The 23,896-nt window shown below is 43.8% G+C and carries 23 protein-coding genes, 1 tRNA gene and 3 pseudogenes; 22 read left to right on the plus strand and 5 right to left on the minus strand.

Features of this window, described 5'->3' with window-relative positions; all coding sequences use genetic code 11:
• Nucleotides 1–209 precede the first annotated feature (209 nt).
• A tRNA-Trp gene (locus AB5706_RS21370) sits at nucleotides 210–280 on the plus strand.
• Nucleotides 281–481: 201 nt separating this feature from the next.
• Here AB5706_RS21370 and AB5706_RS21375 read toward each other — a convergent pair.
• The 4 genes and pseudogenes from AB5706_RS21375 to AB5706_RS21390 form a co-directional block, all read right to left on the minus strand.
• Nucleotides 482–1,630 (minus strand): ABC transporter permease, encoded by a 1,149-nt coding sequence (locus AB5706_RS21375; RefSeq protein ID WP_173772608.1) that lies wholly within the window; start codon nucleotides 1,628–1,630, stop codon nucleotides 482–484.
• On the minus strand, nucleotides 1,617–2,741 hold the full coding sequence (locus AB5706_RS21380; protein ID WP_173772607.1) for an ABC transporter permease: 1,125 nt from the start codon (nucleotides 2,739–2,741) through the stop codon (nucleotides 1,617–1,619). Before AB5706_RS21380 ends, AB5706_RS21375 begins: the two co-directional genes overlap by 14 nt.
• 11 nt (nucleotides 2,742–2,752) lie before the next feature.
• The gene (locus tag AB5706_RS21385) at nucleotides 2,753–3,694 is read right to left on the minus strand and encodes an ABC transporter ATP-binding protein (RefSeq protein ID WP_330386305.1); all 942 of its coding nucleotides are present in this window, start codon (nucleotides 3,692–3,694) and stop codon (nucleotides 2,753–2,755) included.
• Nucleotides 3,695–3,733: 39 nt separating this feature from the next.
• A pseudogene (locus AB5706_RS21390) lies at nucleotides 3,734–3,841 on the minus strand (DUF6783 domain-containing protein); the annotation flags it as partial.
• Between AB5706_RS21390 and AB5706_RS21395 the strand changes: the two are divergent.
• The 6 genes and pseudogenes from AB5706_RS21395 (at nucleotide 3,791) to AB5706_RS21420 (ending at nucleotide 7,895) form a co-directional block, all read left to right on the plus strand.
• Nucleotides 3,791–3,925: pseudogene (locus AB5706_RS21395) on the plus strand (DUF6783 domain-containing protein). The pseudogenes AB5706_RS21390 and AB5706_RS21395 sit on opposite strands and share 51 nt — an antisense overlap.
• A 305-nt stretch (nucleotides 3,926–4,230) precedes the next feature.
• Nucleotides 4,231–5,307, plus strand: a complete 1,077-nt coding sequence (locus AB5706_RS21400; RefSeq protein ID WP_173772606.1) for a sensor histidine kinase — start codon at nucleotides 4,231–4,233, stop codon at nucleotides 5,305–5,307.
• 97 nt (nucleotides 5,308–5,404) lie between these two features.
• A complete protein-coding gene (locus tag AB5706_RS21405; protein ID WP_173772604.1) occupies nucleotides 5,405–6,025 on the plus strand; it encodes a response regulator transcription factor in 621 nt (206 codons plus the stop codon).
• Nucleotides 6,026–6,037: 12 nt separating this feature from the next.
• Nucleotides 6,038–6,826, plus strand: coding sequence for a LytR/AlgR family response regulator transcription factor (locus tag AB5706_RS21410; protein WP_173772602.1), 789 nt, complete (start codon nucleotides 6,038–6,040; stop codon nucleotides 6,824–6,826).
• A gap of 23 nt (nucleotides 6,827–6,849) precedes the next feature.
• A pseudogene (locus AB5706_RS21415) lies at nucleotides 6,850–6,966 on the plus strand (hypothetical protein); the annotation flags it as partial.
• A gap of 59 nt (nucleotides 6,967–7,025) precedes the next feature.
• On the plus strand, nucleotides 7,026–7,895 hold the full coding sequence (locus tag AB5706_RS21420) for a DegV family protein (RefSeq protein WP_173772601.1): 870 nt from the start codon (nucleotides 7,026–7,028) through the stop codon (nucleotides 7,893–7,895).
• Between the two features lie 40 nt (nucleotides 7,896–7,935).
• On the opposite strand, the gene AB5706_RS21425 is transcribed toward AB5706_RS21420, so the two are convergent.
• Complete coding sequence (locus tag AB5706_RS21425) at nucleotides 7,936–8,826, minus strand: polysaccharide deacetylase family protein (RefSeq protein ID WP_173772600.1); 891 nt, start codon at nucleotides 8,824–8,826, stop codon at nucleotides 7,936–7,938.
• A gap of 602 nt (nucleotides 8,827–9,428) precedes the next feature.
• On the opposite strand from AB5706_RS21425, the gene AB5706_RS21430 reads away from it, so the two are divergent.
• The 15 genes from AB5706_RS21430 (at nucleotide 9,429) to AB5706_RS21500 (ending at nucleotide 23,891) form a co-directional block, all read left to right on the plus strand.
• Complete coding sequence (locus tag AB5706_RS21430) at nucleotides 9,429–10,529, plus strand: M24 family metallopeptidase (RefSeq protein WP_243881976.1); 1,101 nt, start codon at nucleotides 9,429–9,431, stop codon at nucleotides 10,527–10,529.
• Between the two features lie 155 nt (nucleotides 10,530–10,684).
• Entirely contained in the window at nucleotides 10,685–11,101 is a 417-nt protein-coding gene (locus tag AB5706_RS21435) for an amino acid-binding protein (protein ID WP_173719544.1), read from the plus strand.
• Between the two features lie 90 nt (nucleotides 11,102–11,191).
• Entirely contained in the window at nucleotides 11,192–12,511 is a 1,320-nt protein-coding gene (gene eno, locus AB5706_RS21440; protein ID WP_173772599.1) for a phosphopyruvate hydratase, read from the plus strand.
• Nucleotides 12,512–12,621: 110 nt separating this feature from the next.
• Nucleotides 12,622–12,858 carry a preprotein translocase subunit SecG gene (secG, locus tag AB5706_RS21445; RefSeq protein ID WP_118578738.1) on the plus strand — a complete coding sequence of 79 codons (237 nt, stop codon included), beginning with the start codon at nucleotides 12,622–12,624 and terminating at the stop codon, nucleotides 12,856–12,858.
• A gap of 197 nt (nucleotides 12,859–13,055) precedes the next feature.
• The gene (gene rnr / locus AB5706_RS21450) at nucleotides 13,056–15,434 is read left to right on the plus strand and encodes a ribonuclease R (protein ID WP_330602723.1); all 2,379 of its coding nucleotides are present in this window, start codon (nucleotides 13,056–13,058) and stop codon (nucleotides 15,432–15,434) included.
• Nucleotides 15,435–15,560: 126 nt separating this feature from the next.
• On the plus strand, nucleotides 15,561–16,031 hold the full coding sequence (gene smpB / locus AB5706_RS21455) for an SsrA-binding protein SmpB (RefSeq protein ID WP_021926591.1): 471 nt from the start codon (nucleotides 15,561–15,563) through the stop codon (nucleotides 16,029–16,031).
• A 179-nt stretch (nucleotides 16,032–16,210) separates the two neighbouring features.
• Nucleotides 16,211–16,750, plus strand: coding sequence for an acyl-CoA thioesterase (locus AB5706_RS21460; RefSeq protein WP_306467795.1), 540 nt, complete (start codon nucleotides 16,211–16,213; stop codon nucleotides 16,748–16,750).
• Nucleotides 16,751–17,098: 348 nt separating this feature from the next.
• Entirely contained in the window at nucleotides 17,099–18,070 is a 972-nt protein-coding gene (locus AB5706_RS21465) for a hypothetical protein (protein WP_173718767.1), read from the plus strand.
• Nucleotides 18,071–18,104: 34 nt separating this feature from the next.
• A complete protein-coding gene (gene pyrH, locus AB5706_RS21470) occupies nucleotides 18,105–18,806 on the plus strand; it encodes a UMP kinase (RefSeq protein ID WP_330590253.1) in 702 nt (233 codons plus the stop codon).
• Nucleotides 18,807–18,873: 67 nt separating this feature from the next.
• Nucleotides 18,874–19,428, plus strand: coding sequence for a ribosome recycling factor (frr, locus tag AB5706_RS21475; RefSeq protein WP_118578734.1), 555 nt, complete (start codon nucleotides 18,874–18,876; stop codon nucleotides 19,426–19,428).
• 134 nt (nucleotides 19,429–19,562) lie between these two features.
• Nucleotides 19,563–20,318: an isoprenyl transferase gene (locus AB5706_RS21480; RefSeq protein WP_276512286.1), complete on the plus strand. Its 756-nt coding sequence runs from the start codon at nucleotides 19,563–19,565 to the stop codon at nucleotides 20,316–20,318.
• Nucleotide 20,319: 1 nt separating this feature from the next.
• Nucleotides 20,320–21,114, plus strand: a complete 795-nt coding sequence (locus AB5706_RS21485; protein ID WP_173772597.1) for a phosphatidate cytidylyltransferase — start codon at nucleotides 20,320–20,322, stop codon at nucleotides 21,112–21,114.
• A 92-nt stretch (nucleotides 21,115–21,206) separates the two neighbouring features.
• On the plus strand, nucleotides 21,207–22,349 hold the full coding sequence (gene dxr, locus AB5706_RS21490) for a 1-deoxy-D-xylulose-5-phosphate reductoisomerase (RefSeq protein WP_173772595.1): 1,143 nt from the start codon (nucleotides 21,207–21,209) through the stop codon (nucleotides 22,347–22,349).
• Between the two features lies 1 nt (nucleotide 22,350).
• On the plus strand, nucleotides 22,351–23,637 hold the full coding sequence (gene rseP, locus AB5706_RS21495; RefSeq protein ID WP_173772592.1) for an RIP metalloprotease RseP: 1,287 nt from the start codon (nucleotides 22,351–22,353) through the stop codon (nucleotides 23,635–23,637).
• Nucleotides 23,638–23,666: 29 nt separating this feature from the next.
• On the plus strand, nucleotides 23,667–23,891 hold the full coding sequence (locus AB5706_RS21500; protein WP_173716361.1) for a hypothetical protein: 225 nt from the start codon (nucleotides 23,667–23,669) through the stop codon (nucleotides 23,889–23,891).
• Nucleotides 23,892–23,896: the final 5 nt, after the last annotated feature.

Here is a 23,896-nt window from a genome sequence, read left to right on the forward strand (position 1 = left end):
CAGGGGTGGAAGTGCAGTAATGCACGGAGCTGACTGTTACTAATAGGGTGAGGGCTTGACCAAGAAATGAGAAAGGCGGTTATAAAGTAGCTGCCGGACTCACGCAGAGGTAAAATGATTCCATTAGGATGTAACATGTATGTAGTTTTGAAGGTACAAAACCTTTCAAAGAGACGTGACTAGTAATAGTCACTTTTTCTTCATAAAATAGGGGATTGGTCAAATGGTATGATAGGGGTCTCCAAAACCTTTGGTGGGAGTTCGATTCTCTCATCCCCTGTTTCCTTGAGCGTCGGAAGCCTTGATTTTACTGGGGTTCCGGCGTTTTTCATTTCATGGGATTTTCTAACGATGTCACCTATGATGTCAACTAGGAATGATTCCTAGTTTCTAAAAAGATATGACCTGTTTGATTTGTTTTTAATTCATTTCTATTGATTTATTGCTAAAATAGTAGAATCATGTGCAGAAAAGAGGGGCATTACCCCTCTTTTCGATACCTTGAAACTACCAGAATCAAACACATAAACATGGCGGCAAACAACACCTCAATTCCCATACTGATCCGTACCTTTCCAAGAAGCTCCGGTGTCAGGGAATGATGCCGGCTTAGAATTTCATTTACCTGTTCATACCAGTATACTGGCAGAAACTGGGCGACTTTCAGAACAGATTTGTCCATTACGCTCATAGGGACGAATACACCACAGAGAAAGCACATGGAAAGAGAAACAATATTGGCTACGCCGCTTAAAATATTGCTGTTTGGAATAAACATTCCAATCAGGTAAGAGAGTGACAGTGAAACTACTAACATAAGTAATGTATTTGCAATATAATAGCCACGAAGTTCAGAATTCCAAAAGGTATTTCCATACATCAGCACAACACCCAGGATACCAAGAAGCCACAGAATGGCACCGATCACTCCCATTGCCAGCAATCCCTCCAGGGACTGACGTCTCACTGAAATAGCGGAAGCTTCCATCCGTTTCTGAATATCTCCCTTTTTGAAAGCCATAAGAATATATCCCATGGTATAGCAAAGAGCTCCCAGAAAAAGATAAGGAATATAACGAAAATAATAAGTGTAAGGAACCAGATCACTGCTTGCAGAATCAGAGGAAATCTTGGTGACCGGTTTATGAACTTCGGTTTTTACTGCCTGAACGGCTTCCTCCTGGGAAAAACCGGCAGCAACATAAGTCTGGATGGTACTGATATAACTGCTGATCTGCTGGTCAACATAATAGGAGCTGTAGGATCCTGGAACCTTGGTGACCTTCAGTGGCTGATTTCCTTGAATGCAAGCCTCGTAAAAGTCAGCTGGAATCTGCACAATATATTCCACATTACGGTAAAAGAGATTTTCCTGAAGTACTTCCGGATTATTTTTCATAGGAATTACATTGTGAATCGTGTTAAGATAATCCACAAATCCCTGAGCCAGAACGCCTTGATCTTCCTTTACCACTCCAATATCAATGCTGGTATTTGCATAAAGGCTGTCTTCACTTTTTCCAGCGGCCATCTGCATGACAAGAGCCACAGAAAAGAAAATACCAAGATATATAATGACCAGCGTCACATTCTGTCTTAAAATTTTCATGTAACATTTAAATACTATCATAGCTTTCCCTCCGGATCAGTAAAAATGAAGCAGTCACTAATGTTATGCTCATCACTGCAAGAGTGAACAGGTTGCGGTAATAGCGACTCATATCGTCATATACATTGATGCAGTAAAAAGCATCAGAAATAAGTGCTGCCGGGTTGATCCGGTTAATAACAGGCATATTTTTTTCTACCAGATCCTTCATGGTATTGTTCATAAGTCCTGATAAAAAGCTGCAGACCATGGAAAAACCAAGAATAATACCAATCTTTCCCCCTTCTTTCATTTTTCCAAGACTACCTACAAAAATTCCAATAGAAACCCCGATCAGGGATCCGAAAAAAGAAATAAGCAGCATGGGCCCGATTTTTCCCTGAAAATCCAGCTTTAAAATATAGCGAAGATAGATCAGCAACACGATCACATCGAAATAGCCAAGCAAAAAAGAAGCAATCTGTTCTGAAAGAATCAGCTTCAGTTTATGCGTTGGAGTGACGCAGCGTCGTGCGGCAAGTGCTGTAAGATTGGCCTGAAGAGTTATGGCAGAGCCAAATCCGATAAAACAGCCATAGAGGCAGGTCATTGCAATCAATGCATAGAAAAACTGTGCACTTCCGTTAATAGTCTGTCCGCCAAGTGAAACTTCAGTAAGTGTTTCCTGTTGATTTAGCATCTGCTGGATTCCGTCCCACAGACCGGATGGATGTGTGCGGACTATATTGCGGATGGTACTTTTTCCGGTTTCGTAGCCGGACAAAATGGACTGAAGGATGCTCTGGGGGATTCCGTTGGAAGCCACTGTAAGGGAAGGGGAGCTTCCCACCTGATAAATACCGGAAATTTCTTCATTTTCCAGTTTGGTAAGTGCAGCGGATTCAGATAATTCCTGAGCAGCAATCAGATGATTTCCGTTGTTTTCAATTTGATCCAGAAACATAAGAAACAACGTGTCAGCGCCGTCCTCTTTTACAATTCCAACCTGTACAGTCTCGAAATCAGCATCATCAATATTTCCAAAAGCAAAATAGAACATAGTTCCAAGAAGAATTGGAAAAATAAGCGGCCAGAAAGTGGTGGCAAAATTTTTCAGCTTTACCAGAAGATTATATTTGATCAAATGCAGCATGGCAGTCCTCCTTAATCTCGCAGCTGTTTCCCTGTGATTTCCAGGAATACGTCATTTAAAGTAGGCAGCTCAGAGGAAACCTGACCAAAGGAAATATCCTGGCTCTGCAGGTAATTGAGAAGCCGGATCAGGTTGTGGCGGGCACCTGTGCACCGTACAGTGAGAATCTGTTCCTCGTAATGCAGGTCAAAGACGTGGGGAAGAGTCCGGATGTCAGCCAGATTCTCCGAGGTAAGAGGAATGGCCTCAATAGTAATGGTCTCGCCGGTTTTGATCATTTTTTTCAGATCCTCTTTGGTGCCGGAGGCAATTACATGACCGTGATCCATAATTGCGATCTGTGTACAGATCTGCTCCACTTCTTCCATATAATGGGAAGTGTAAATGATGGTGGAACCCTGTTCATTCAGCTTCTGAATGCCTTCCAGGATTTTGTTCCGGCTCTGGGGATCAACGGCTACCGTTGGCTCATCCATAATGATCAGACGAGGCTTATGAGCAATTCCGCAGGCAATATTCAGTCGGCGGAGAAGACCGCCTGAGAGCTTCTTTGGACGTATTTTCCGGTAATCGTTAAGATCGGTAAAGGTAATGGCTTCTTCCACCAGTTCTTTTCTTTTCCTCTTATCCGGGACATAAAGCCCACAGAAATAATCAATGTTTTCATAGACAGTCAGTTCGTCAAAAACAGCCACATTCTGCAGCACGATTCCAATCTGCTGTTTTACTTTGTAATTGTCAGGACGCATTTCTTCTCCGAAAATATGAATGCTGCCTTTGTCGTATTTGAGAAGAGAAAGCATACAATTGATAGCAGTAGTTTTTCCAGAGCCGTTGGGACCAAGAAGACCAAAAACCTCTCCTTCCGAAATACTAAGGTTCAGGTGATCAAGTGCCACCAGGTTCCCATATCTTTTTACCAGATTTTCTATTTGAACAATATTTGTGGACACGATTTTCCTCCTTCGGGTTTTCCCCGTATAGTAGCTGTATCATAAGTTTAGAGCGTGTTTGAAAAAGGATTTCGGCAAGATAAGATGTACGTCACAATTTGTGAGAGATTTTGCCCGGATGAGAGCGCCGTAGCGGGCTACGGCAACTGAATTCGGGCGAAATATACCGCAAAGTGGAGCATGCAGATTGCAGGAATGCTTTTTCAAACACACTTTAGTATAAAGGAATAAGGGAAAATCGCCAAGTGCCAGATGTCACGGCCTTCACATGACAAATGTCATAAAATTACAGTTTGCTTCATTCACAAAAACACTTCGCGGAACATTACTAATACATCAAAACTTAATATTCGATGTACTAGTAAACCGTAATGTCATAAAGCGCAGAACCTTCTTTACAGCGCAAGGTCAGTTATACTATAATGAGAGAAATGTCTGTAAGACATATTTGTAAAAAAACAGGTTAAATATTTGATAATTACTGGTTACGGAGTGAACAGCAGTATTTGGAGAAAAATGAGAAAGAAGGTGGCAGAGTGGGATACTTTTTGGACTGTGGATTACTGGTATTTTATAGCTTTCTGTCACTTTTTTTTCTGCCGCCAGGGGCAGGCTTTCTGATTGCTTTTTTGAGCTGTGTAAGTGTGATCTGTTGCGGATATGCGGTGAGAAAGAAGGCATTGCGGCTAATTCTTTACATTTTGTTCGGATTTCTGGGACTGGCTGTTCCAGAGACCTTTATCTTTTATCCCTGTCTTTTTTATTTGCTTTTTCATGAAAAAATGAGGGGGCTGGCAGCAGTAGCAGTGATGTTTTTTCTCTGGAAAATACCTGGAAGCAGAGAAAACATGGGCCTTTTTGCAATGACCGGTGTATTTGGATTTTTACTGGCATTTTTTATGGAGAGAAATACCACAAAGAGTCAGATCCTGGAAGAAAAGCTGCGAAGGACCCAGGATGATTCCAAGGAGCGAAGCCTGCTTTTGTCCCAGAAAAATAAAGCTTTGCAGGAAAAACAGGATTATGAGATCTATAATGCTACCTTAAAGGAACGAAACCGGATCGCCAGGGAAATCCACGATAATGTGGGACATGTACTTTCACGTTCAATCCTTATGGTAGGGGCTGCAAAGACCATAAATAAAGATCCCGGGATGACCGCCATGCTGAAAAATCTGGAGGATTCCCTGAACCATGCCATGAACAGCATCAGAAATAGTGTCCATGACCTTCACGATGAAGCAGTAAATTTAGAAGAAGTGGAAAAGAGCCTGGTTCGTGAGTTTACATTTTGTCCGGTGCAGATGGTTTATGATATGACAAGAGAGGTTCCAAGGGAGGTGAAATACTGTTTTATCAGTATTACCAAAGAGGCCTTTGCAAATATTATGAAGCACAGCAACGCCACAAAGGTGCAGCTGATCCTTCGGGAGCATCCGGGACTGTACCAGCTGTGTATAGAGGATAATGGGAAAGATGCCTTTTATGATCCGGAAAAATCCGGTATTGGAATTGCAAATATGAAAGAAAGGGTAAATGCCCTGGGTGGAACCTTGCAGATTTTTACGGATAAGGGATTTCGGATTTTTATTACAATACCCAAATGTGGTTGAGGTGGATTCCGATAAAGATACAGTAAAGCGGGCGCACTGATTATGGAAATTATTTTTTGAATGTGTTCCGGAAATGAAAGAAAAGCAGGAGTAAGAAATGAAAATAATAATTGTAGACGATGACTGCCTGGTGGCGGGGGCTTTGAAAACCATTCTGGAAGTGAATGAGGATGTGGAAGTGTTAGCGACTGGAGCAGACGGAAAAGAGGCCTGTGAGCTTTATGAAAGGTATGAGCCAGATGTGCTTCTTATGGATATTCGAATGGAGAAAATGGACGGTCTGGAAGCATCCCGGAGTATTTTGTCCAGGCATCCAAAGGCAAATATTCTGCTTCTTACCACTTTTTCCGATGACAAATATATAGTAAAAGCCTTGCGACTTGGTGCAAAGGGATATCTTCTGAAACAGGATTATGGCAGTATTCTGCCTGCACTTCGGGCGGTTTACTGTGGGCAGACAGTATTTGGGACAGAAATAGTTTCCAGGATTCCAGATCTTTTGCAGGGAGAAAAGAAGTTTGATTATGGAAAATATGACATTAACGAGAGAGAATTTGAGATGATAGAACTGATCGCAAATGGATATAGCAATAAGGAGATTGCGGCAGAGCTTTTCCTGAGTGAAGGAACCGTGCGGAATTATCTGAGCATGATCCTGGAAAAACTGCAGCTGCGTGACCGTACACAGGTGGCAGTTTTTTATTACCAGCATAAATAGGAGCGACAGAAGATGAACATACAGAAAATTGGAGACCGGACAGCAGAGCTTTTGAATTTATATTATAACAATGAGATAGAGCCTTTTTTGAACTCTTGTCATGAGGATGTTCTTTGGATAGGCCCTGCAGACAAGCAGGTGATCCGCGGAAGAAAAAATCTGGTAGATGCTTTTCACGCTGAGAAACACGAACTGAAGTTTTCCCTGAATAATCTGACGGTGCTGCCGCTTGCCACTACAAGCAGTACGGTGGCAGAAATCATGACTTTTATGCTGGTAGATACGATCTGGCCGGACAACAGTGCAAGTCGGGTAAATCAGCGTATGCAGTTTACCTGGGTGGAGCAAAAAGGTGTGCCGAAGATACGTGTGATCTTTATTTCAAATGCAATTCAGTATGATGAGAGGGATGGCATTTATCCGGTACATTATGATGAGAATTATCGTAAGTTTGTCCTTACAGGAGAGACCAGATCAGAGCGGATTTACGTGAAAGGAATTGATAAGTCCATTCTTTACCTGAATTGGTCGCGTGTGATCTATGTGGAAAGTCTCGGCAATCATACGGTGATCCATACTCTGGATCAGGAGTTTGAGTCTACAGAAAGCCTGAAAACTCTGGAAAAACGTTATGGGAACCTGTTTCTGAAGTGCCACGAGAGTTACATGGTAAACCCGGCGCATGTCCATTCTATCCGCAGATTTAAAATGACTGTAACAGGAGGACGGGAACTTCCTGTTCCGGAAAAAAAGTATACGGTAGTAAAAAAGACGCTGCAGAAAATAATTGCAATCTGTTAGAGCCTGTTTGAAAAAGGCTTTCTGCAAATTGCGGCGTGCAGATTGCGGGAATGCTTTTTCCAATACGCTCTGGAGAAAAAACGTTACAAAAGTACCAAAAATGTAAAAAACACACACGTCATAAAAGAAGTATGCTATAATGGGAGCACTTAACCTGTTACGGTATAAGGAATTGCCAATTAAACGAGGAGAACCCAGTATGAGTGATTATGTGATCATAACAGATACATCTGCAGATATTCCGGCAGACATTTTAGATAAGGGTCAGATTCATCTGATTCCTATGGTATACCAGTTAAACGGAGAGGAGTGCCCGCACAGGAATCCGGGAAACTGGGACAGCAGGGCTTTTTATGACAAGCTTCGTGCAGGTGGAACCGGAAGTACTTCCCAGATTTCCCCGGCTACATATACCGATTTTTTTGAACCGTTTCTGAAAGAGGGCAAGGATATTCTTTATATTTCCCTTTCCGGAGGACTGACTTCCACATGGCAGAGCTCTCGCATTGCAGCGGCTGATTTGATGGAAGAATACCCGGAGCGTAATATTTCCTGCGTGGATTCTCTTGCAGCCACAGGAGGACAGGGAATCCTGGTAATCCTGGCAGCAGAAAACCAGAATAAAGGAATGTCCCTGGAGGAGAATACGTCATGGCTGGAGGAGAATCGTCTCCATATCTGCCATTGGTTTACAGTAGATGATCTTGATTTTCTGAAACGAGGCGGACGTATTTCCCCCACAATCGCCTGGATCGGCGGAAAGCTGAAGATCAAACCGATTCTTCGTATTGTGGAGGATGGAACTCTGGCAATCCCGGAGAAGGTACGCGGCTCCAAGGCTGCTATGAATACGATCGTTTCCAAGTATATCGGTTCCGGATTAAATGAGGAGCACCCTTATGTATTTATCTGTCACGGTGATGCTGCTGAGCAGGCTGAGAAAGAGAAGGCTGCTATCCTGGAAGCTGTACCACAGGCTCAGGTTATTATTATGCCAATGAGCCCGATTATTGGAATTCATACTGGTCCTGGAGTACAGGCGGTTATTTATTTTGGAAATAACAGATAACGAAAGCCTTTTTTCAGACACGCTCCAGGATAGCAAAAATTCAGAAATCATTGAGCGTTCCAAATGTATATCCCATTTCTTCCCATTTGGTCAGCAGTTCATCCAGAATCTGTCCATTTGTGGAAGAAGTATTGTGCAGCAGGACAATTGCCCCTGGGTGGATCCGTGTGAGAAGCTTATCGAAGGCTTCCTCTCTGGTTGGCTGTTTATCCTGATACCAGTCTACGTAGGCAAGACTCCAGAAGAAGGTTTTATACCCCAGTTCCTTTGCCATGGACAGATTTGCTGTACTGTAAATTCCCTGAGGCGGCCGGTAGAATTTCGTCATGGATTCTCCGGTCGTTTCTTTATACAGATTTTCCACGCCCTCCAGCTGTTTCCTGAAATCATTCAGGGAAGAAATCCCGGACATATCCGGGTGAGTGAGAGTATGATTTCCTACAATGTGCCCTTCCTGAACCATTTCTTTTATCAGATCTCCATTATCTCTTATGAAATTTCCAACAACGAAAAAAGTTGCTTTTACATTGTGTTTTTTCAATGCATTAAGAAGCAGCGGTGTATTGCCATTTTCATAGCCACAGTCAAAAGTAAGGTAGAGTATTTTCTCCTGGGTATCCTTTGCAAAGTAGGCGTTATAGGAAGCAAGCTCTTGAATGGAAGCATTTCCTACAGGACGTTTTCCTTCCTCCTGGAAGCTGAGTCCCCAGCTTGCGCAGTCTGATGAAGTAGCGACTGCTTCCGGGGGTGAAAAATGGTGAACGATCACCCGGGCGGCAGAACCGGCCAGAAAGGACAGGGCGAAGAGGAGAGGAACGCCGGCGTAGTGGAGAAAGTCTTTGATCGCAGGGCGCTTTTTCGAGCAAAAAGAGGAAATATGTGAAGAGAATTTTTCCTTCAGTGCTGGAAAAGAAAAAATGGGAAATTTCATGAAGAGAAAACCTCGCGGGTATTTTTTTACAGATATATGAGAAAATAAAAGGTTTATGCCAGAGCGTGTTTGAAAAATCATGCGAATAAGGGCAAGGCAGCTGCCTGAAAATGAAAGGAAAATCCAGACATTAATTAAGCCACCAGCATCGACGTTTACTGGTGGCTTAAATCTGATCCATATCCAATGGAATGTACCTCTCTTTCCGAATATATTATGCGTTTAAAACAATTGGAATTAAGGCTTACGTTCTTGGTGGACTGTACCTCGCTTTTCTTGAAATGTTAAAAATTAAGATGTTTCGTTATGCTTCTGGTGGTCCGTACCTCTCTTTCTTAGATTATAAGTAATGAACTTATGTTTTCGGTGGTCTCACTCCTTTTTGTTTTTATTTTTAAGTTCCTTTTGTTTTATGAGCTTACTATAACAGATTACTTCTCGTTTGTCAACAAATAATTTGAAAAAATATTATTTTATATAAAATAAAAAGTTTATATATGCGAAAAGAATTGAAAATTCAGACAATATTTCCGCGTATAATGTGGTATGATGAAACTATAAAGAATATGGCTTTTCAACGTGATAAAGTGCTGGGAAGCTGTATGACAGAAGATGAGGAGGAAGCAAAGATGTTAAATGCAATTCTTGATGAATTGAAACTGAATGCCCTTGTGATCACAGATCCGTATAACATGCGACATGTAAGCGGTTTTCGCGGCGGCGAGGGCGCTTTATATATTTCAGCAGCCCAGAAGGTGCTGATCACAGATTCCCGTTATACGGAGCAGGCCGGTAAAGAGAGCGATTTCACAGTAATCGAAGAGTGCCGTGGGCATAACCGTCAGACGATCCTGAAGGAGTGCATGGAGAAGGAGAATGTAAGCGGCGATTTCCATATGGGATATGAGGATCAGTCCATGCTTTGCTGTGATTTTGATAAGCTCAGAAAGGAACTGACAGTTCAGACATGGACACCTCTTGGCAGCAGAATCGATGATCTTCGCCAGATTAAGACTGAGGAAGAACTGGAGTACCTGGCAAGAGCTGAAGAAATCGGGGACAAAGCATTTGCAGAATTTTTGAAAATCGTGAAACCAGGAATGACAGAGCTGGAAGCTGCGGCAGAGCTGGAATATCTGATGAAAAAAGAGGGAGCAGAGGATTTAAGCTTTAACACCATCATCGCTTCCGGCCTGAACTCCTCCATGCCTCATGCAATCCCAGGATATAAGAAGCTGGAGGAAGGGGATTTTGTTACCTGTGATTTTGGCTGTAAATACAAGGGATACTGCTCCGATATGACACGTACCTTTGTCCTCGGAAAAGCAAGCGATAAACAGAAAGAAATTTACAATGTTGTATTAAAAGCACAGCTGGCCGGTCTTGCAGCAGTAAAGGCTGGTGTAAGCGGAGCGAGTGTGGATAAGGTTGCGAGAGATATTATTACAGAGGCTGGTTACGGTGACTGTTTTGGCCACGGACTTGGTCACAGTGTAGGTCTTTTCATTCATGAAAGTCCGCGCCTGTCTCCCTCTGATGATACCATTCTGAAAGCCAATATGATCGAGACTGTTGAACCTGGTATTTATGTACCTGGTTTCGGAGGGGTTCGTATTGAGGATATGGTAGTGGTAACGGAAGACGGCTGCCGCAATCTGGCACATTCTCCTAAGGAACTGATTGAGGTTCCTGTTGAGAATTAAAGAGCTGATTTATATATACAGTGAATAGATAGTAATGTTGCCGACAGGCGAAGTGTTCGTTTTGTGAAAGAAAATTATCTGCCCGAGTGGCATCTGAGTTTCTTTTGCGATTAAAATGTTAATATTGTTATTAAAATATGGAAAGGGATAAGAAAATGCTGAAACAATTATCAATTTTTGCGGAAAATATCAAAGGAAAAATGCAGCGGGTGACTGGAATCCTCCTGGAGGAGGATATTAATATCCTTGGTTCTGTTACCAATGACAGTGCTGAATATGGAATTATACGTATGGTTGTTTCCAAACCTGAGCAGGCGTTAGAAGCGCTGACAAAGGCTGGTTTTATCTGCAAGCTTAGTGATGTTCTTGGAATCGAGGTAAAGGATGAGGTTGGTAATCTGAACAAACTGCTTCTCAGTCTCCAGGAGAGCAACATCAATATTGATTATCTGTATCTGTCTTTCAACCGTGCTACCGGACTTCCGATCATGGTTCTCCACGTACCGGATATCAGTGAGGTGGAGGCATGCCTGAGAAATAAGGGATTTAATTCCATTTCTGAGGTTCATTGAGCACTTCAGGCAGAAACAGAATCTGAAATCCTGCATAGAACTCTGAATAGTTGGAAAAACTACCGTTATCAATCTTTAGGAGGTAAGGAAATGTTACGGTATTTGCCTATTCGGAAGATTCACGCAAGACAAATTCTGGATTCCAGAGGCAATCCTACTGTGGAGGTAGAAGTGACAGTTGGAGAAGGCGTTATTGGAATCAATGGATATACAGGCCGTGCAGCGGTTCCATCCGGCGCGTCCACAGGAAAATTCGAAGCACTGGAGCTAAGAGACGGCGATAAAGGAAATTATAAAGGCCTTAGTGTACAAAAAGCAGTGGATAATGTAAACACGAAAATCGCGGAGGCAATTCTGGGAGAAAATGCATTGAATCAGACCTATATTGATTCTCTTCTGATCCAGACAGATGGTACGGACAATAAAAGCAATCTTGGGGCGAATGCCACTCTTGGTGTTTCTATGGCGGTGGCGAGGGCAGCCGCTATGGCACTTCGGATTCCGCTTTATCAGTATATCGGAGGCTGTCATGCGAACAGGATGCCAGTACCAATGATGAATATTTTGAATGGCGGGCGGCATGCGGACAATACAGTGGATCTTCAGGAGTTTATGATCATGCCAGTTGGGGCTTCCTGTTTTTCAGAGGGAATCCGCATGTGTGTGGAGATTTATCAGTCACTGAGGATTCTTTTAAAAAAGAAAAATCTGTCTACAGCAGTGGGCGATGAGGGTGGTTTTGCACCGGATCTGAAGGATTCCAGGGAGATTCTGGAATTGATCCTTGAGGCTGTGAGGAACGCCGGATATGAGCCGGGAAAAGATATTGGCATTGCCATTGATGCGGCAGCCAGTGAATTATATGACGGAGAAAAAGATGGTTACTATTTTCCTGGGGAGAGTAAGATGACTGGAAAAGAAGTAATCCGGGATTCTAATGAAATGATCCGTTATTACGAAAATCTGTTGGATGAATTTCCTGTTGTTTCTATCGAGGACGGACTGCAGGAGGATGACTGGGAGGGCTGGAAAGCTATGACGGAGCGGCTTGGAAGCCGTGTACAGCTGGTTGGGGATGACCTTTTTGTGACAAATATCAAACGGCTGTCCTGTGGAATAAAGCTTGGAACAGCAAATGCAATCCTGATCAAGGTAAATCAGATCGGAACCCTGACAGAGTCTCTGGAGGCAGTAGAACTGGCTGCACGGGCGGGTTATCGCTCTGTTATTTCCCACCGCTCCGGTGAAACGGAGGATTCCTTTATTGCAGATCTTGCAGTGGCAACTGGTGCGGGGCAGATCAAGACTGGTGCACCATGTCGTTCAGATAGAAATGCCAAGTATAATCAGCTTCTGAGAATCCATGAGCAGCTTGGCAGACTGTCTATGTATGAGAATCCGTTTGCCTGACCATGAAAAAAAACGATAGCGTAATTTGTCCAAATTCAAGATAAAAAAGAGTTGAAATCAAATGCTGGCTATGGTACAATATCTCCTAGTTGATTAGGAGGTGTAACCACGTGCAGATTTTAAGAACGATTTTAACAATTCTTTTTGTTATAGATTGTATTGCCCTTACCGTAGTAGTCCTTATGCAGGAAGGTAAGTCACAGGGGCTTGGTGCGATCGCCGGAGCTGCAGACACATACTGGGGTAAGAACAAAGGACGTTCCATGGAGGGCGGTCTTGTTAAGGCAACTACAGTTATGGGAGTTTTGTTCTTTGTACTGGCAGTTGTATTGAACCTGAATTTCTAAGAATAAACTGGGAAACACTCTTGTTGATCTGATCGCAAGAGTGTTTTTTATGTAAGCGGAAAATCCTGCTTTGCAGGATTCTTTCCTGATAATAGGAAATTATGGAAAGATGGTAGGAAAGTTTCGTGATAATTACAGTCTGTGCGTGCGATTTTAATAGAGCAGCTTGCGTGTGCAGGTATTAAGAAGGAGACAAATTGAGTAAAGACAGAGAATTTGACAAACGAAAAAAATTTATGATGGAGCTTCTTGGTGATCCAGTGTACCAGCCTATGCGCTTCCGGGAAATTGCAGGTCTTCTGCGCCTTTCAAAGGACGAGAAGAAAGATCTGTACCGTGTTCTGGATGATCTGGTAGCAGAGGGAAAGGCTGACCTGGATTCCAAGGGACGTTATTCCAAAGTAACTGGAAGAAAGCGCGGGAAAGAGAAGCAGCGTGGAAAAAGAGAAGAACGTGACGAGAAGTTTTCGGGTAAACGTTCCGGGAAATATGCAGAAGAAAGCTCCGAGAGACGTACCGGGAAGAAAGATGAGAAACATTCCGATAAGAAATATAATGATAAGCAGGCTGGAAAGTATGATCACCGCAAGCCCGACGATCGTTACGGCAGGGGAAAAGATAAGTACAACGAATATCCGGACAGTCCATCTGTGGAAGGCACCTTCATCGGTCATCCCAAGGGCTTTGGCTTCGTGGAAATCGAGGGGGAAGACAACGACGTATTTATTCCGGAAGATTGTACCGGAACGGCTATGCACCAGGATAAGGTTCGTGTTATAATCACAAAAGAGCCGCAGGAAGGCAAACGCCGTGAGGGAATTGTAGTAAAAGTTCTGGAAAGAGGTATGACCCAAATCGTGGGAACCTACGAGAACAGCCGTGACTTTGGTTTTGTGGTAAGTGACAATCCTAAATTTTCCAGGGATGTATTTATTCCGAGAAAAGATTCCCAGGGAATTAAGGACGGGGATAAGGTAGTGGTGGAAATCACCAGCTACGGAAGCAAGAACCGCAATCCGGAAGGTAAGATCGTAGAGAATCTGGGAAGCTGCCGTGCACCTGGAACAGATATCCTTGCCATTGTAAAAAGCTTTGGCATTCCAAGCGAATTTCCGGATAAAGTAATCCGTCAGGCTGACCGTGTACCGGATCATGTTCTGGATACTGACAGGGATGGCCGACTGGATCTTCGCCATCTTCAGACTGTCACCATTGACGGAGAAGACGCCAAGGATCTGGATGATGCAGTTACTCTGACAAAAGAGGATGGCATCTATCATCTTGGTGTTCACATTGCAGATGTAAGCAATTATGTACAGGGTGGAAGTGCCCTTGACCGGGAGGCGTTGAAGCGGGGAACCAGTGTATATCTGGCAGACCGTGTAATTCCCATGCTTCCGGTACGGCTTTCCAACGGAATCTGTTCCCTGAACCAGGGACAGGATCGTCTTACTTTAAGCTGTCTTATGGATATTGATAAAAAAGGAAATATGATTTCCCATAAGATTGCAGAGACTGTGATCTGTGTAGATGAGAGAATGAATTATACAGATGTGAAAAACATTCTGGAGGATACTGACGAAAAGGCAAAGAAACGCTATGAAAAACTTGTTCCCATGTTTTTCCTGATGAAAGAGCTTTCTGAAATCCTTCGTGGAAACCGCCATCACAGAGGCTCCATTGATTTTGATTTTCCGGAGAGCAAGATTATCTTAAATGCAGCAGGAAGAGCCATTGACATTAAGCCATATGAGGCAAATGTGGCAACAAGGATCATTGAGGATTTCATGCTTATGGCAAATGAGACTGTGGCAGAGGAGTGCTGCAGGGATGATATGCCGTTTGTTTACCGTACCCATGAGACTCCGGATCCCGAGAAAGTGGAGAGCCTTCTCACACTTCTTCATAATCAGGGAGTGCCGGTGCAGAAGCATGGACAGGAGATTACCCCGAAGGAGATCCAGACTATTCTGGAGAGCATTGAGGGACTTCCAAACGAGCCACAGATCAGCCGCCTTACTCTTCGAACCATGAAACAGGCGAAGTATACTACAGAATGCAGCGGCCATTTTGGACTTGCAGCGAAATATTACTGCCATTTTACTTCTCCAATCCGTCGTTATCCGGATCTTCAGATTCACAGGATCATTAAGGATAAGCTTCGGGGACGTCTGGAAAGAGAGGGAAAAACAGAGCATTATAAAGAGATTCTGGAAGATGTGGCACGCCAGTCCAGTGTGTGTGAGCGCCGGGCGGACGAAGCAGAGAGAGAATCTGACAAGCTGAAAAAAGCAGAATATATGTCTTACCATATTGGGGAAGAATTTGAAGGAATCATTTCCGGTGTTACTGGCTGGGGCTTCTATGTGGAACTTCCAAATACGGTAGAGGGACTGGTTCATGTAAATACACTGAGGGATGATTACTACACCTTTGATCAGGATGCTTACGAGTTGATCGGCGATGTGACACACAAGGTGTTTGCACTGGGACAGAAGGTGCGTGTGAGAGTTGCGGACGCAGATACCATGCTGAAGACTGTGGATTTTGTTCTGGCAGAGGAGCAAGAGTGGTAATTAGAAGTTACTGTTCATTCTGCGATCAAAAACACGCTTTGCGATGCATAGAAACTACGCTCTAGAACAGCAACCCTTTGTTTTGAACGCCCGCCTGCAGGCGGAAATCCATATAGGGAGGAACTTATGGCAAAGAAACCAGGAATCAAACTGATTGCAAATAATAAAAAGGCATTTCACGATTATTTTATAGAAGACACGTATGAGGCAGGAATTGCCCTGGCAGGAACAGAAGTAAAATCCCTGCGTATGGGAAAATGCAGCGTCAAGGAATCTTTTGTGCGGATTCAGAATGGGGAGGTTTATATCTATGGAATGAACATCAGTCCATACGAAAAAGGCAATATTTTCAATAAAGATCCCCTTCGTATCCGTAAACTTCTCCTTCACCGCAGTGAGATCAACAAGATGGAAGCCAAACTGAAGGAAAAAGGTCTTACCCTTGTGCCAATCAAGGTCTATTTCAAGGACAGCCTTGTGAAGGTGGAAATTGGTATGGCAAGAGGTAAGAAATTGTATGACAAACGTCAGGATATCGCTAAGAAAGATCAGAGACGAGAAGCAGAGCGTGATTTCAAGGTGAAGAATTTATATTAAAAACAATGGGAGCTGGGAATTTTTATGATGAAAAATTCCCGGCTTTCGTAAATTTCTGTTGAACATTTATAGGGAATCAGCTGTGAAGATGCAACATATAAAAAGTCAGACAGGTCAATATGGTATTTATTTAATATTCGCTGCACAGGCAGCATGAAAACAGTAAAAAGAGGTTGGCTATGGAAGAGAAAATAAAAGAGAAAACACAGGAAGCAAAGGAAACAAAGGAAACAACAAAAGAAAACCGCCTGATGAAAACCGTAGAGGATTCCAGAACGGAGCAGGTTCATCTGATCATGCACCAGCACTTAAATGCCGGCGGCAGATTGTTTGGAGGAATGCTGATGCAGTGGGTGGATGAGGTGTCTGGCGTGGTTGCTATGCGTCATTGCGGGACTTACCGTGTTACAACTGCAGCTGTAGATAATCTGCAGTTTAAGGAGCCCGTTTACGAGGGCGAGATCCTTGTGATGATCGGCTATGTGACCTATGTGGGAAATACCTCCATGGAAGTGGAAATTGATTCCTATGTGGAGCGCGGTGATGGAATGCGTTACCTGGTAAACCGTGCTTTTTCTGTGATGGTAGCTGTGGATAAGAATGAGCGTCCTACCCGAATCCCCGGCCTTATTATCCACACAGAAGCAGAGAAAGGTCGCCATGAGGCAGCTCTGCTCCGCAGGGATATGCGTAAAGAGCGAAGAGACGCCGGGTTTTAAACATTGAGACATGTTGTCAAAAACTATTTGAGTCAGAGATAGAGAAAACTGTCCCTGGCTCTTTTTGTTCACAGAAGAAGTACGCAGGATCTTCCTTCCCGGTGAAGGCACCAGAGAGAATGGGGAAAAGAAACCCGAGAGTTGCGGCGCGAAATCGTGCAAAGCATGATTTCTGTGCATCGCGAAGCGTGTTACTGTGAACGGAGTGAACAGTAACGAAAAGTTTAAAAATTGTATGAAATCATCCCGCGTTCGGTTGACAAGTCTGTCATACTCTGTAATAATAATGGAGAACAAAAAGTGGATATTAGAGGAGTTTAATTCCATTTTGTGGGAGGAATATAGATTATGAAAAAACGTTATGTGATTCTTGCAGCACTTTTGGTCACTGCTTTGGCAGCAGCTGGATGTGGCAAAAAAAAGACTGAAGATACAGGCAAGGATGGCCAGGTAACCGTGGCTCCTGCTGAGAATACAGATACAGCTTCAAGTGATGACAGTTCCCTGGTAGATATGCAGAAATCTGACGATGCAGATATCAAGAATGTGATTGGTGATAAGACTTCCACAGCTTCCAGGCTGATTCTTGTGAATGGTACCGGAGCTGCTGTGAAGGGACTTTACATTCGTCCGACTACGGATGACGATGATGACTGGGGCACAGAGCTGATCAATGGATTGTTTACTTTGAATGATGGCGACAAGGCTCTTTACTATTATGAGCCGGACGAGAAGGATGCAGATGGAAATGCGGTGACAAGCTATGACATCCGGATCACGTATGAGGACGAGGATTATACAGACTGCTATTTCCGTAAGCTTCCGCTGAAGACAATTTCAAAGATCACTCTTCATATGGATGGAACTGCTGAGGATGGAATTCCTTATGCTACTTATCTGACAGGAACGAGTAAGACAGAAACTTCTACCCTGAGTGAAGTGATGGCGCGTCTTGGTCTTGATGACAGCGAAGACAGTTCTGAGGATGATTCTCAGGAAACGGATACAGCACCAACGCCTACATCTGCGCCGCAGCAGTCAGGTCCTACTGCTGCACCTACATCTGCACCGCAGCCTACAAGTACTCCGGATAATAGTGGCGGCAGTAATACTGCACCGGATGATTCCAGTGCAGATAAGGCGAAACAGTATATCGGACAGCCGCTTTCCAGTCTAGTTGCAGCACTGGGAGAGGCTAACGGAAGTGATTATGAGAACGAGCCGGAGACCGGAGAGACAGGATATCATTATTATGACTCTTTCACAGTTTCTACCACTGTTGATGACAGCGGAAATGAGGTTGTTGCCGGAGTATGGTAAAATAAAAGAATAAAAAATAAGGCAGGATAAAAGCATGGAAATGAAAAGAGTTTTATTAAAATTAAGCGGCGAGGCTCTTGCCGGACCGAAGAAAACAGGATTTGACGAGGCAACTGTTCTTGCAGTAGCGAAGCAGATCAAGGCAATTTCTGATGAGGGAGTACAGATCGGCATTGTGATTGGCGGTGGAAACTTCTGGAGAGGACGTACCAGTGAGACGATAGACCGCAACAAGGCAGATCAGATCGGTATGCTTGCTACTATTATGAACTGTATTTATGTATCTGACCTTTGCAGATATACAGGTATGAAGACTGAGATTTATACACCATTTGCATGTGGTGCATTTACAAAACTGTATTCCAAGGACAGTGTAGAAGAGAGCTTTGCACAGGGCAAGCTGGTATTCTTTGCAGGCGGTACAGGACATCCGTATTTCTCTACTGACACAGCTACGGTTCTTCGTGCAGTTGAGATTGAGGCCGATGCGATTCTTCTGGCGAAGGCAGTTGATGGTATTTATGACAGCGATCCGAAGGTAAATCCTGACGCTGTGAAGTACGATGAGATCTCTATTCAGGAAGTTGTTGACAAGAAGCTTGCAGCCATGGATCTTACAGCTTCTATTATGTGTCTGGAGCAGAAAATGCCGATGATGGTATTTGCTCTTGATGAGGAGAACAGCATTATCAACACTGTTCACGGAAAATTTTCCGGAACAAAGGTTACTGTATAAGCGCGTTGCGCAGAAAATAGGATAATACTGCTACCGGCAGAAAATCATAAAGAGGGAGATTAATTTTATGGATGAAAGAATTCAGAAGTATGAAGAGAAAATGAAAAAGACATTGGGCAGCTTAGAAGCAGAGCTGACTACTATCCGTGCAGGACGTGCCAATCCGCATATCCTTGACAAGCTGACAGTAGATTACTACGGAAGCCCTACACCGATTCAGCAGGTGGCAAATATCACAGTTCCGGAAGCTCGTATGATCCAGATCCAGCCATGGGAATCCAGCCTGATCAAGGGAATTGAGAAAGCAATCCTTACTTCTGATCTTGGTCTGAACCCGAATAACGATGGAAAAGTAATCCGTCTTGTTTTCCCGGAGCTTACCGAGGAACGCCGTAAAGATCTGGTTAAAGATGTTAAGAAAAAAGGTGAGGCAGCTAAGGTTGCTGTCCGCAACATCCGCCGTGATGCCAACGATGCATACAAGAAGCTGAAAAAAGAAGAGGATGTATCTGAGGACGAGATCAAAGAGTTAGAGGACAAAGTTCAGAAGCTTACAGACAAATACATCAAGGATGTAGATGCTGCAGTAGAAGCAAAAGGTAAGGAGATTATGACTGTATAAGGGCATATTACCTGAAGCGCAGAGCCGTTTGGACTAAAAATCTGCAAAACAGGATCCTTTTATAAAGAAACAGCAAAAAGAGCTCTTTAAAAAGAGCTCTTTTCTGCCCTTTTGTATGAAATTGTACGAATAATCTGAACGCTTATAACGAAAAAAGAAAAACAAAATACAAGGAGAAAAATATGAACGTACCCAATCATATTGCCATTATTCTGGACGGCAATGGCCGCTGGGCAAAGGCAAAGGGACTGCCTCGTGGCTATGGACATGTTAAGGGCTGCGCCAATCTGGAGCAGGTCTGCTATGATATTAAAGATCTGGGCGTGAAATATCTGACAGTATATGCTTTTTCCACGGAGAACTGGAAACGCTCCAGAGAAGAAGTGGACGGGCTTATGAAGCTGTTTCGCAGTTATCTTAAGAAATGTATCAAAATATCCCGGGATAATAAGATGAAAATCAAAATTATCGGCGATATCTCTGCTTTTGCACCGGATATTCAGGAAAGCATCCGTAAACTGGAGGAGTTTTCCAAGGATTATGATGAGCTGTACTTCCAGATCGCCATGAATTATGGAAGCCGCGATGAGATTACAAGAGGAATGCGAAAGATGGCACAGGATGTGGCGGATGGAAAAGTTTCTCCGGATCAGATCACAGAGGATACGATTGGAAGCTACCTGGATACTGCAGGAGTGCCGGATCCGGATCTTCTGATACGCACCAGCGGCGAACAGAGACTTTCCAATTTCCTTATGTGGCAGCTGGCTTATACGGAATTTTATTTTACAGACGTGGCATGGCCGGATTTCCATAAAACAGAATTAGTACAGGCTATTGAGAAATATAATCAAAGAGACAGAAGATATGGCGGTGTGAAGGAGGAGTAAGATGTTTAAAACACGTCTTTTAAGCGGTATTGTGCTGGTCGCAGTTGCGCTTCTGACTATTATCAGTGGAGGTTATGTGCTGTTTTTTACACTACTTGGGATCTCTCTGATCGGAATGCAGGAGCTTTATAAGGTTATGAAGGTTCGGGAAGACCATTTTAATGCCCTGGAAATTGCAGGCTATCTTGGAGCTGTGATCTACTATGTGCTGATGTCGCTGGATTTTGAAAAATATGGAATGATGGGCGTGATCATTTCGTTCATGATGTTTATGTTCGTTTACGTATTTACTTATCCCAAGTTCAAAGCAGAACAGGTGATGCCGGCGTTCTTTGGGGTGGTATATGTGGCTGTAATGCTCTCCTTTATTTATCTTACCAGGAACCTTCCGGATGGAAAATTCCTGGTATGGCTGATCTTTTTATGCTCCTGGGGATGCGATACCTGCGCATATTGTGTGGGAATGCTGATCGGCAGGCACAAAATGGCACCAATCCTCAGCCCGAAGAAATCAGTAGAAGGTGGAGTAGGCGGCGTGGCAGGCGCTGCGCTTCTGGGCGCAATTTATGCAGCAGCAACTGGCGGAAAGATTGCAGAGTATGCGCTGATCTGTGCAGTCGGAGCACTGATCTCCATGGTTGGAGATCTGGCTGCTTCTGCTATTAAGAGAAATCAGGGAATCAAGGACTATGGCAAACTGATCCCGGGACACGGTGGAATCCTGGACAGATTTGACAGTGTGATCTTTACAGCTCCGGCTATTTATTTCCTGGCGAAGCTTGTGCTGGGAATCTGATTCCGGATTGGCAGCGGGAAGCATAAAGGAATAAGAAGTGTGGAAATGATAAGATGTGATTTGTCCCTGAAATGGACTGAGAGGAATTTCAAATGAAGAAAATTGCAATTTTAGGCTCAACTGGTTCCATCGGTACACAGACCCTGGATGTAGTGAGAGCTAACGGCGATATAGAGGTGCTGGGAATCAGTGCAGGAAGAAATGTGAAAATGCTGGAAGAACAGGCAAGAGAATTTCATCCTCAGCTGATTGCAGTGTGGGATGAAAATGCGGCAAAGGATCTGGCTGTCCGCCTTTCAGATATGGATGTAAAAATTGTGTCTGGCATGGAGGGACTTCTGGAGCTTGCACGTATGCCTCAGACAGATATTCTGGTTACCGCTGTTGTGGGAATGATTGGAATCCGTCCTACAATGGAGGGAATCAAGGCGGGCAAGGACATTGCCCTTGCAAACAAAGAGACATTGGTAACAGCAGGTCATCTGATCATTCCGATGGCAAAAGAGCATGGAGTTCAGATCCTTCCGGTAGACAGTGAGCACAGTGCTATTTTCCAGGCTCTTCATGGGGAAAAGCGGGCGCAGGTTGAGAAGCTTCTGATCACAGCTTCCGGTGGTCCCTTCCGTGGAAGAAAAAGAGAAGAACTGGAACATGTGACGCTTGCAGATACCCTGAAGCACCCGAACTGGGTAATGGGACAGAAGATCACAGTAGATTCTGCAACCCTGGTCAATAAAGGTCTGGAGGTTATGGAAGCCAGATGGCTGTTTGATGTGGATTTGGATCATATTCAGGTTGTTGTCCAGCCAAAGAGCATTATCCATTCGATGGTAGAGTTTAAAGATGGTGCGGTTATGGCGCAGCTTGGAACTCCGGATATGCGGCTTCCAATCCAGTACGCACTCTATTATCCGGAACGCAGATATCTGGATGGAGAGAGACTGGATTTCCATAAATTGAAAGAGATTACTTTTGAAGATCCGGATATGGACACATTCCTGGGGCTTCCAATGGCTATGGATGCTGCAAGAAAAGAAGGCAGTATGCCTACTGTGTTTAACGCAGCAAATGAGCTGGCTGTGAAGAAGTTTTTACAGGAAAAAATCGGCTTTCTGGATATTTACGACATTATTGCACAGTCTATGGAAAGACATACAGTGATCCGGAATCCGGAGCTGGAGGAGATACTGGCAGTAGAAGACGAGACTTATAAATGGATTGAAAGCAGGTGGTAGGTTGAAGATTATTCTGGCATTATTGATTTTCAGTGCGATCATTCTTTTTCATGAGCTGGGGCATTTCCTTCTTGCAAAGAAAAATAAGATCGTAGTAACGGAGTTTTCTCTTGGAATGGGACCAAGGCTGCTTAGCACAGAGAAGAATGGAACAAGGTATTCTCTGAAGCTTTTGCCCCTTGGCGGTTCCTGTGCCATGCTGGGAGAAGATATGGAGGATGAGTCCAAGGGAACTTTCAATGGTGCACCAGTGTGGGGAAGAATCGCTACAGTTGCAGCAGGACCGGTATTTAACTTTATCCTGGCCTTTGTGTTTGCAGTGCTCATTGTTACGCTGGTGGGCTATGACCCGGCAGAGGTTACGCAGGTGGAGAGTGGTTCTACTGTGGCTGAAGCTGGTCTTCAGGAAGGGGATATTATCAAAGAATATCAGGGGTATCATATTGATCTGGCAAGAGATCTTTATCTGTATATGTATCTGAATAATCCACAGGAGAATGAGACCATTCATATGACTGTGGAGAGGAATGGCAAAGATGTGGAGTTGGCCTTCAAACCAGACGTACAGGTGAGATACCTTCTTGGCTTTAACAGAAAGAGTACCGATTCTCTTGAGGTGGCATCCCTGATTCCGGGAATGGGCTTATCTGAAACTGGTGTGGAGCCTGGGGACGTGATCACTTCCATTAATGGTACCAGACTGGAGAGTTCGGACGATTATACTGCATATCTTGCAGAGCATCCTCTCACAAGTGAGCCTGTGACCATTACTTATGAGCGTGATGGCCTGGAATACAACGCTGAGGTAACTCCATCGGAGTCCCGCACAGCAGTGCTTGATTTTTCTTATAATCTGGCGTACACGAAGACACATGGATTTGAAGTGCTGAAGTATGGAACACTGGAAGTAAAATATATGATCCGCTCTACCTTACTCAGCCTGAAAGAGCTTCTTACCGGCGGACTGGGCGTAAAGGATTTAAGCGGTCCGGTTGGCGTAGTTGATGCAATTGGCAGCACCTATGAGGCAAGTAAGAGTGAGGGCATGCTGACAATCTGGGTAAATATGCTGTATATGGCAGCTCTTTTATCTGCAAACCTTGGTGTTATGAACCTGCTTCCGCTTCCTGCACTGGATGGTGGCCGGCTTGTATTTCTGATTATCGAGGCTATCCGGAGAAAACCGGTGAACAGACAGATTGAGGGCATGGTTCATTTTGCAGGTTTGATGGTGTTGATGCTTTTGATGGTTGTAGTTATGTATAATGATATTTTGAAGATTTTTTAATCTTTTTGAAATGAAAAAGCTGTAAAAAAATGAAAGCGAAGGCTATGTGTATCAAACGGATATGCATAGCCTTTTTTGATGCAGCAGACGATTCTGCAGCAAATTCCTATTACCCAAAAAAGCTTTTCCAGGCAGTGAGAGGAAATAACGGAAATGCAGATGAGGGGGATGGTCTGCTGCAGGCGGCAAATCTTGCAAGGGGATTCCTTTTTATAGGGAAAACTTCCGAATATGTAGTAATAAAAACTACATAATAAAG

This window comes from Ruminococcus sp. RTP21484sp1_RTP21277st1_D2_RTP21277_210401, from assembly GCF_040924225.1.
GTDB lineage: Bacteria > Bacillota > Clostridia > Lachnospirales > Lachnospiraceae > Blautia_A > Blautia_A faecis.

What these genes read in the sequence shown, in the direction of transcription:
- AB5706_RS21375 (WP_173772608.1), bottom strand. Translation starts at nt 1,630, where the DNA reads ATGATAGTATTTAAATGTTACATGAAAATTTTAAGACAGAATGTGACG.
- eno (WP_173772599.1), top strand. Translation starts at nt 11,192, where the DNA reads ATGTTACGGTATTTGCCTATTCGGAAGATTCACGCAAGACAAATTCTG.
- pyrH (WP_330590253.1), top strand. Translation starts at nt 18,105, where the DNA reads ATGGAAATGAAAAGAGTTTTATTAAAATTAAGCGGCGAGGCTCTTGCC.
- AB5706_RS21410 (WP_173772602.1), top strand. Translation starts at nt 6,038, where the DNA reads ATGAACATACAGAAAATTGGAGACCGGACAGCAGAGCTTTTGAATTTA.
- dxr (WP_173772595.1), top strand. Translation starts at nt 21,207, where the DNA reads ATGAAGAAAATTGCAATTTTAGGCTCAACTGGTTCCATCGGTACACAG.
- AB5706_RS21485 (WP_173772597.1), top strand. Translation starts at nt 20,320, where the DNA reads ATGTTTAAAACACGTCTTTTAAGCGGTATTGTGCTGGTCGCAGTTGCG.
- AB5706_RS21425 (WP_173772600.1), bottom strand. Translation starts at nt 8,826, where the DNA reads ATGAAATTTCCCATTTTTTCTTTTCCAGCACTGAAGGAAAAATTCTCT.
- AB5706_RS21435 (WP_173719544.1), top strand. Translation starts at nt 10,685, where the DNA reads ATGCTGAAACAATTATCAATTTTTGCGGAAAATATCAAAGGAAAAATG.
- AB5706_RS21430 (WP_243881976.1), top strand. Translation starts at nt 9,429, where the DNA reads ATGACAGAAGATGAGGAGGAAGCAAAGATGTTAAATGCAATTCTTGAT.
- AB5706_RS21460 (WP_306467795.1), top strand. Translation starts at nt 16,211, where the DNA reads ATGGAAGAGAAAATAAAAGAGAAAACACAGGAAGCAAAGGAAACAAAG.
- smpB (WP_021926591.1), top strand. Translation starts at nt 15,561, where the DNA reads ATGGCAAAGAAACCAGGAATCAAACTGATTGCAAATAATAAAAAGGCA.
- AB5706_RS21420 (WP_173772601.1), top strand. Translation starts at nt 7,026, where the DNA reads ATGAGTGATTATGTGATCATAACAGATACATCTGCAGATATTCCGGCA.
- AB5706_RS21500 (WP_173716361.1), top strand. Translation starts at nt 23,667, where the DNA reads ATGAAAGCGAAGGCTATGTGTATCAAACGGATATGCATAGCCTTTTTT.
- AB5706_RS21465 (WP_173718767.1), top strand. Translation starts at nt 17,099, where the DNA reads ATGAAAAAACGTTATGTGATTCTTGCAGCACTTTTGGTCACTGCTTTG.
- AB5706_RS21405 (WP_173772604.1), top strand. Translation starts at nt 5,405, where the DNA reads ATGAAAATAATAATTGTAGACGATGACTGCCTGGTGGCGGGGGCTTTG.
- frr (WP_118578734.1), top strand. Translation starts at nt 18,874, where the DNA reads ATGGATGAAAGAATTCAGAAGTATGAAGAGAAAATGAAAAAGACATTG.
- AB5706_RS21380 (WP_173772607.1), bottom strand. Translation starts at nt 2,741, where the DNA reads ATGCTGCATTTGATCAAATATAATCTTCTGGTAAAGCTGAAAAATTTT.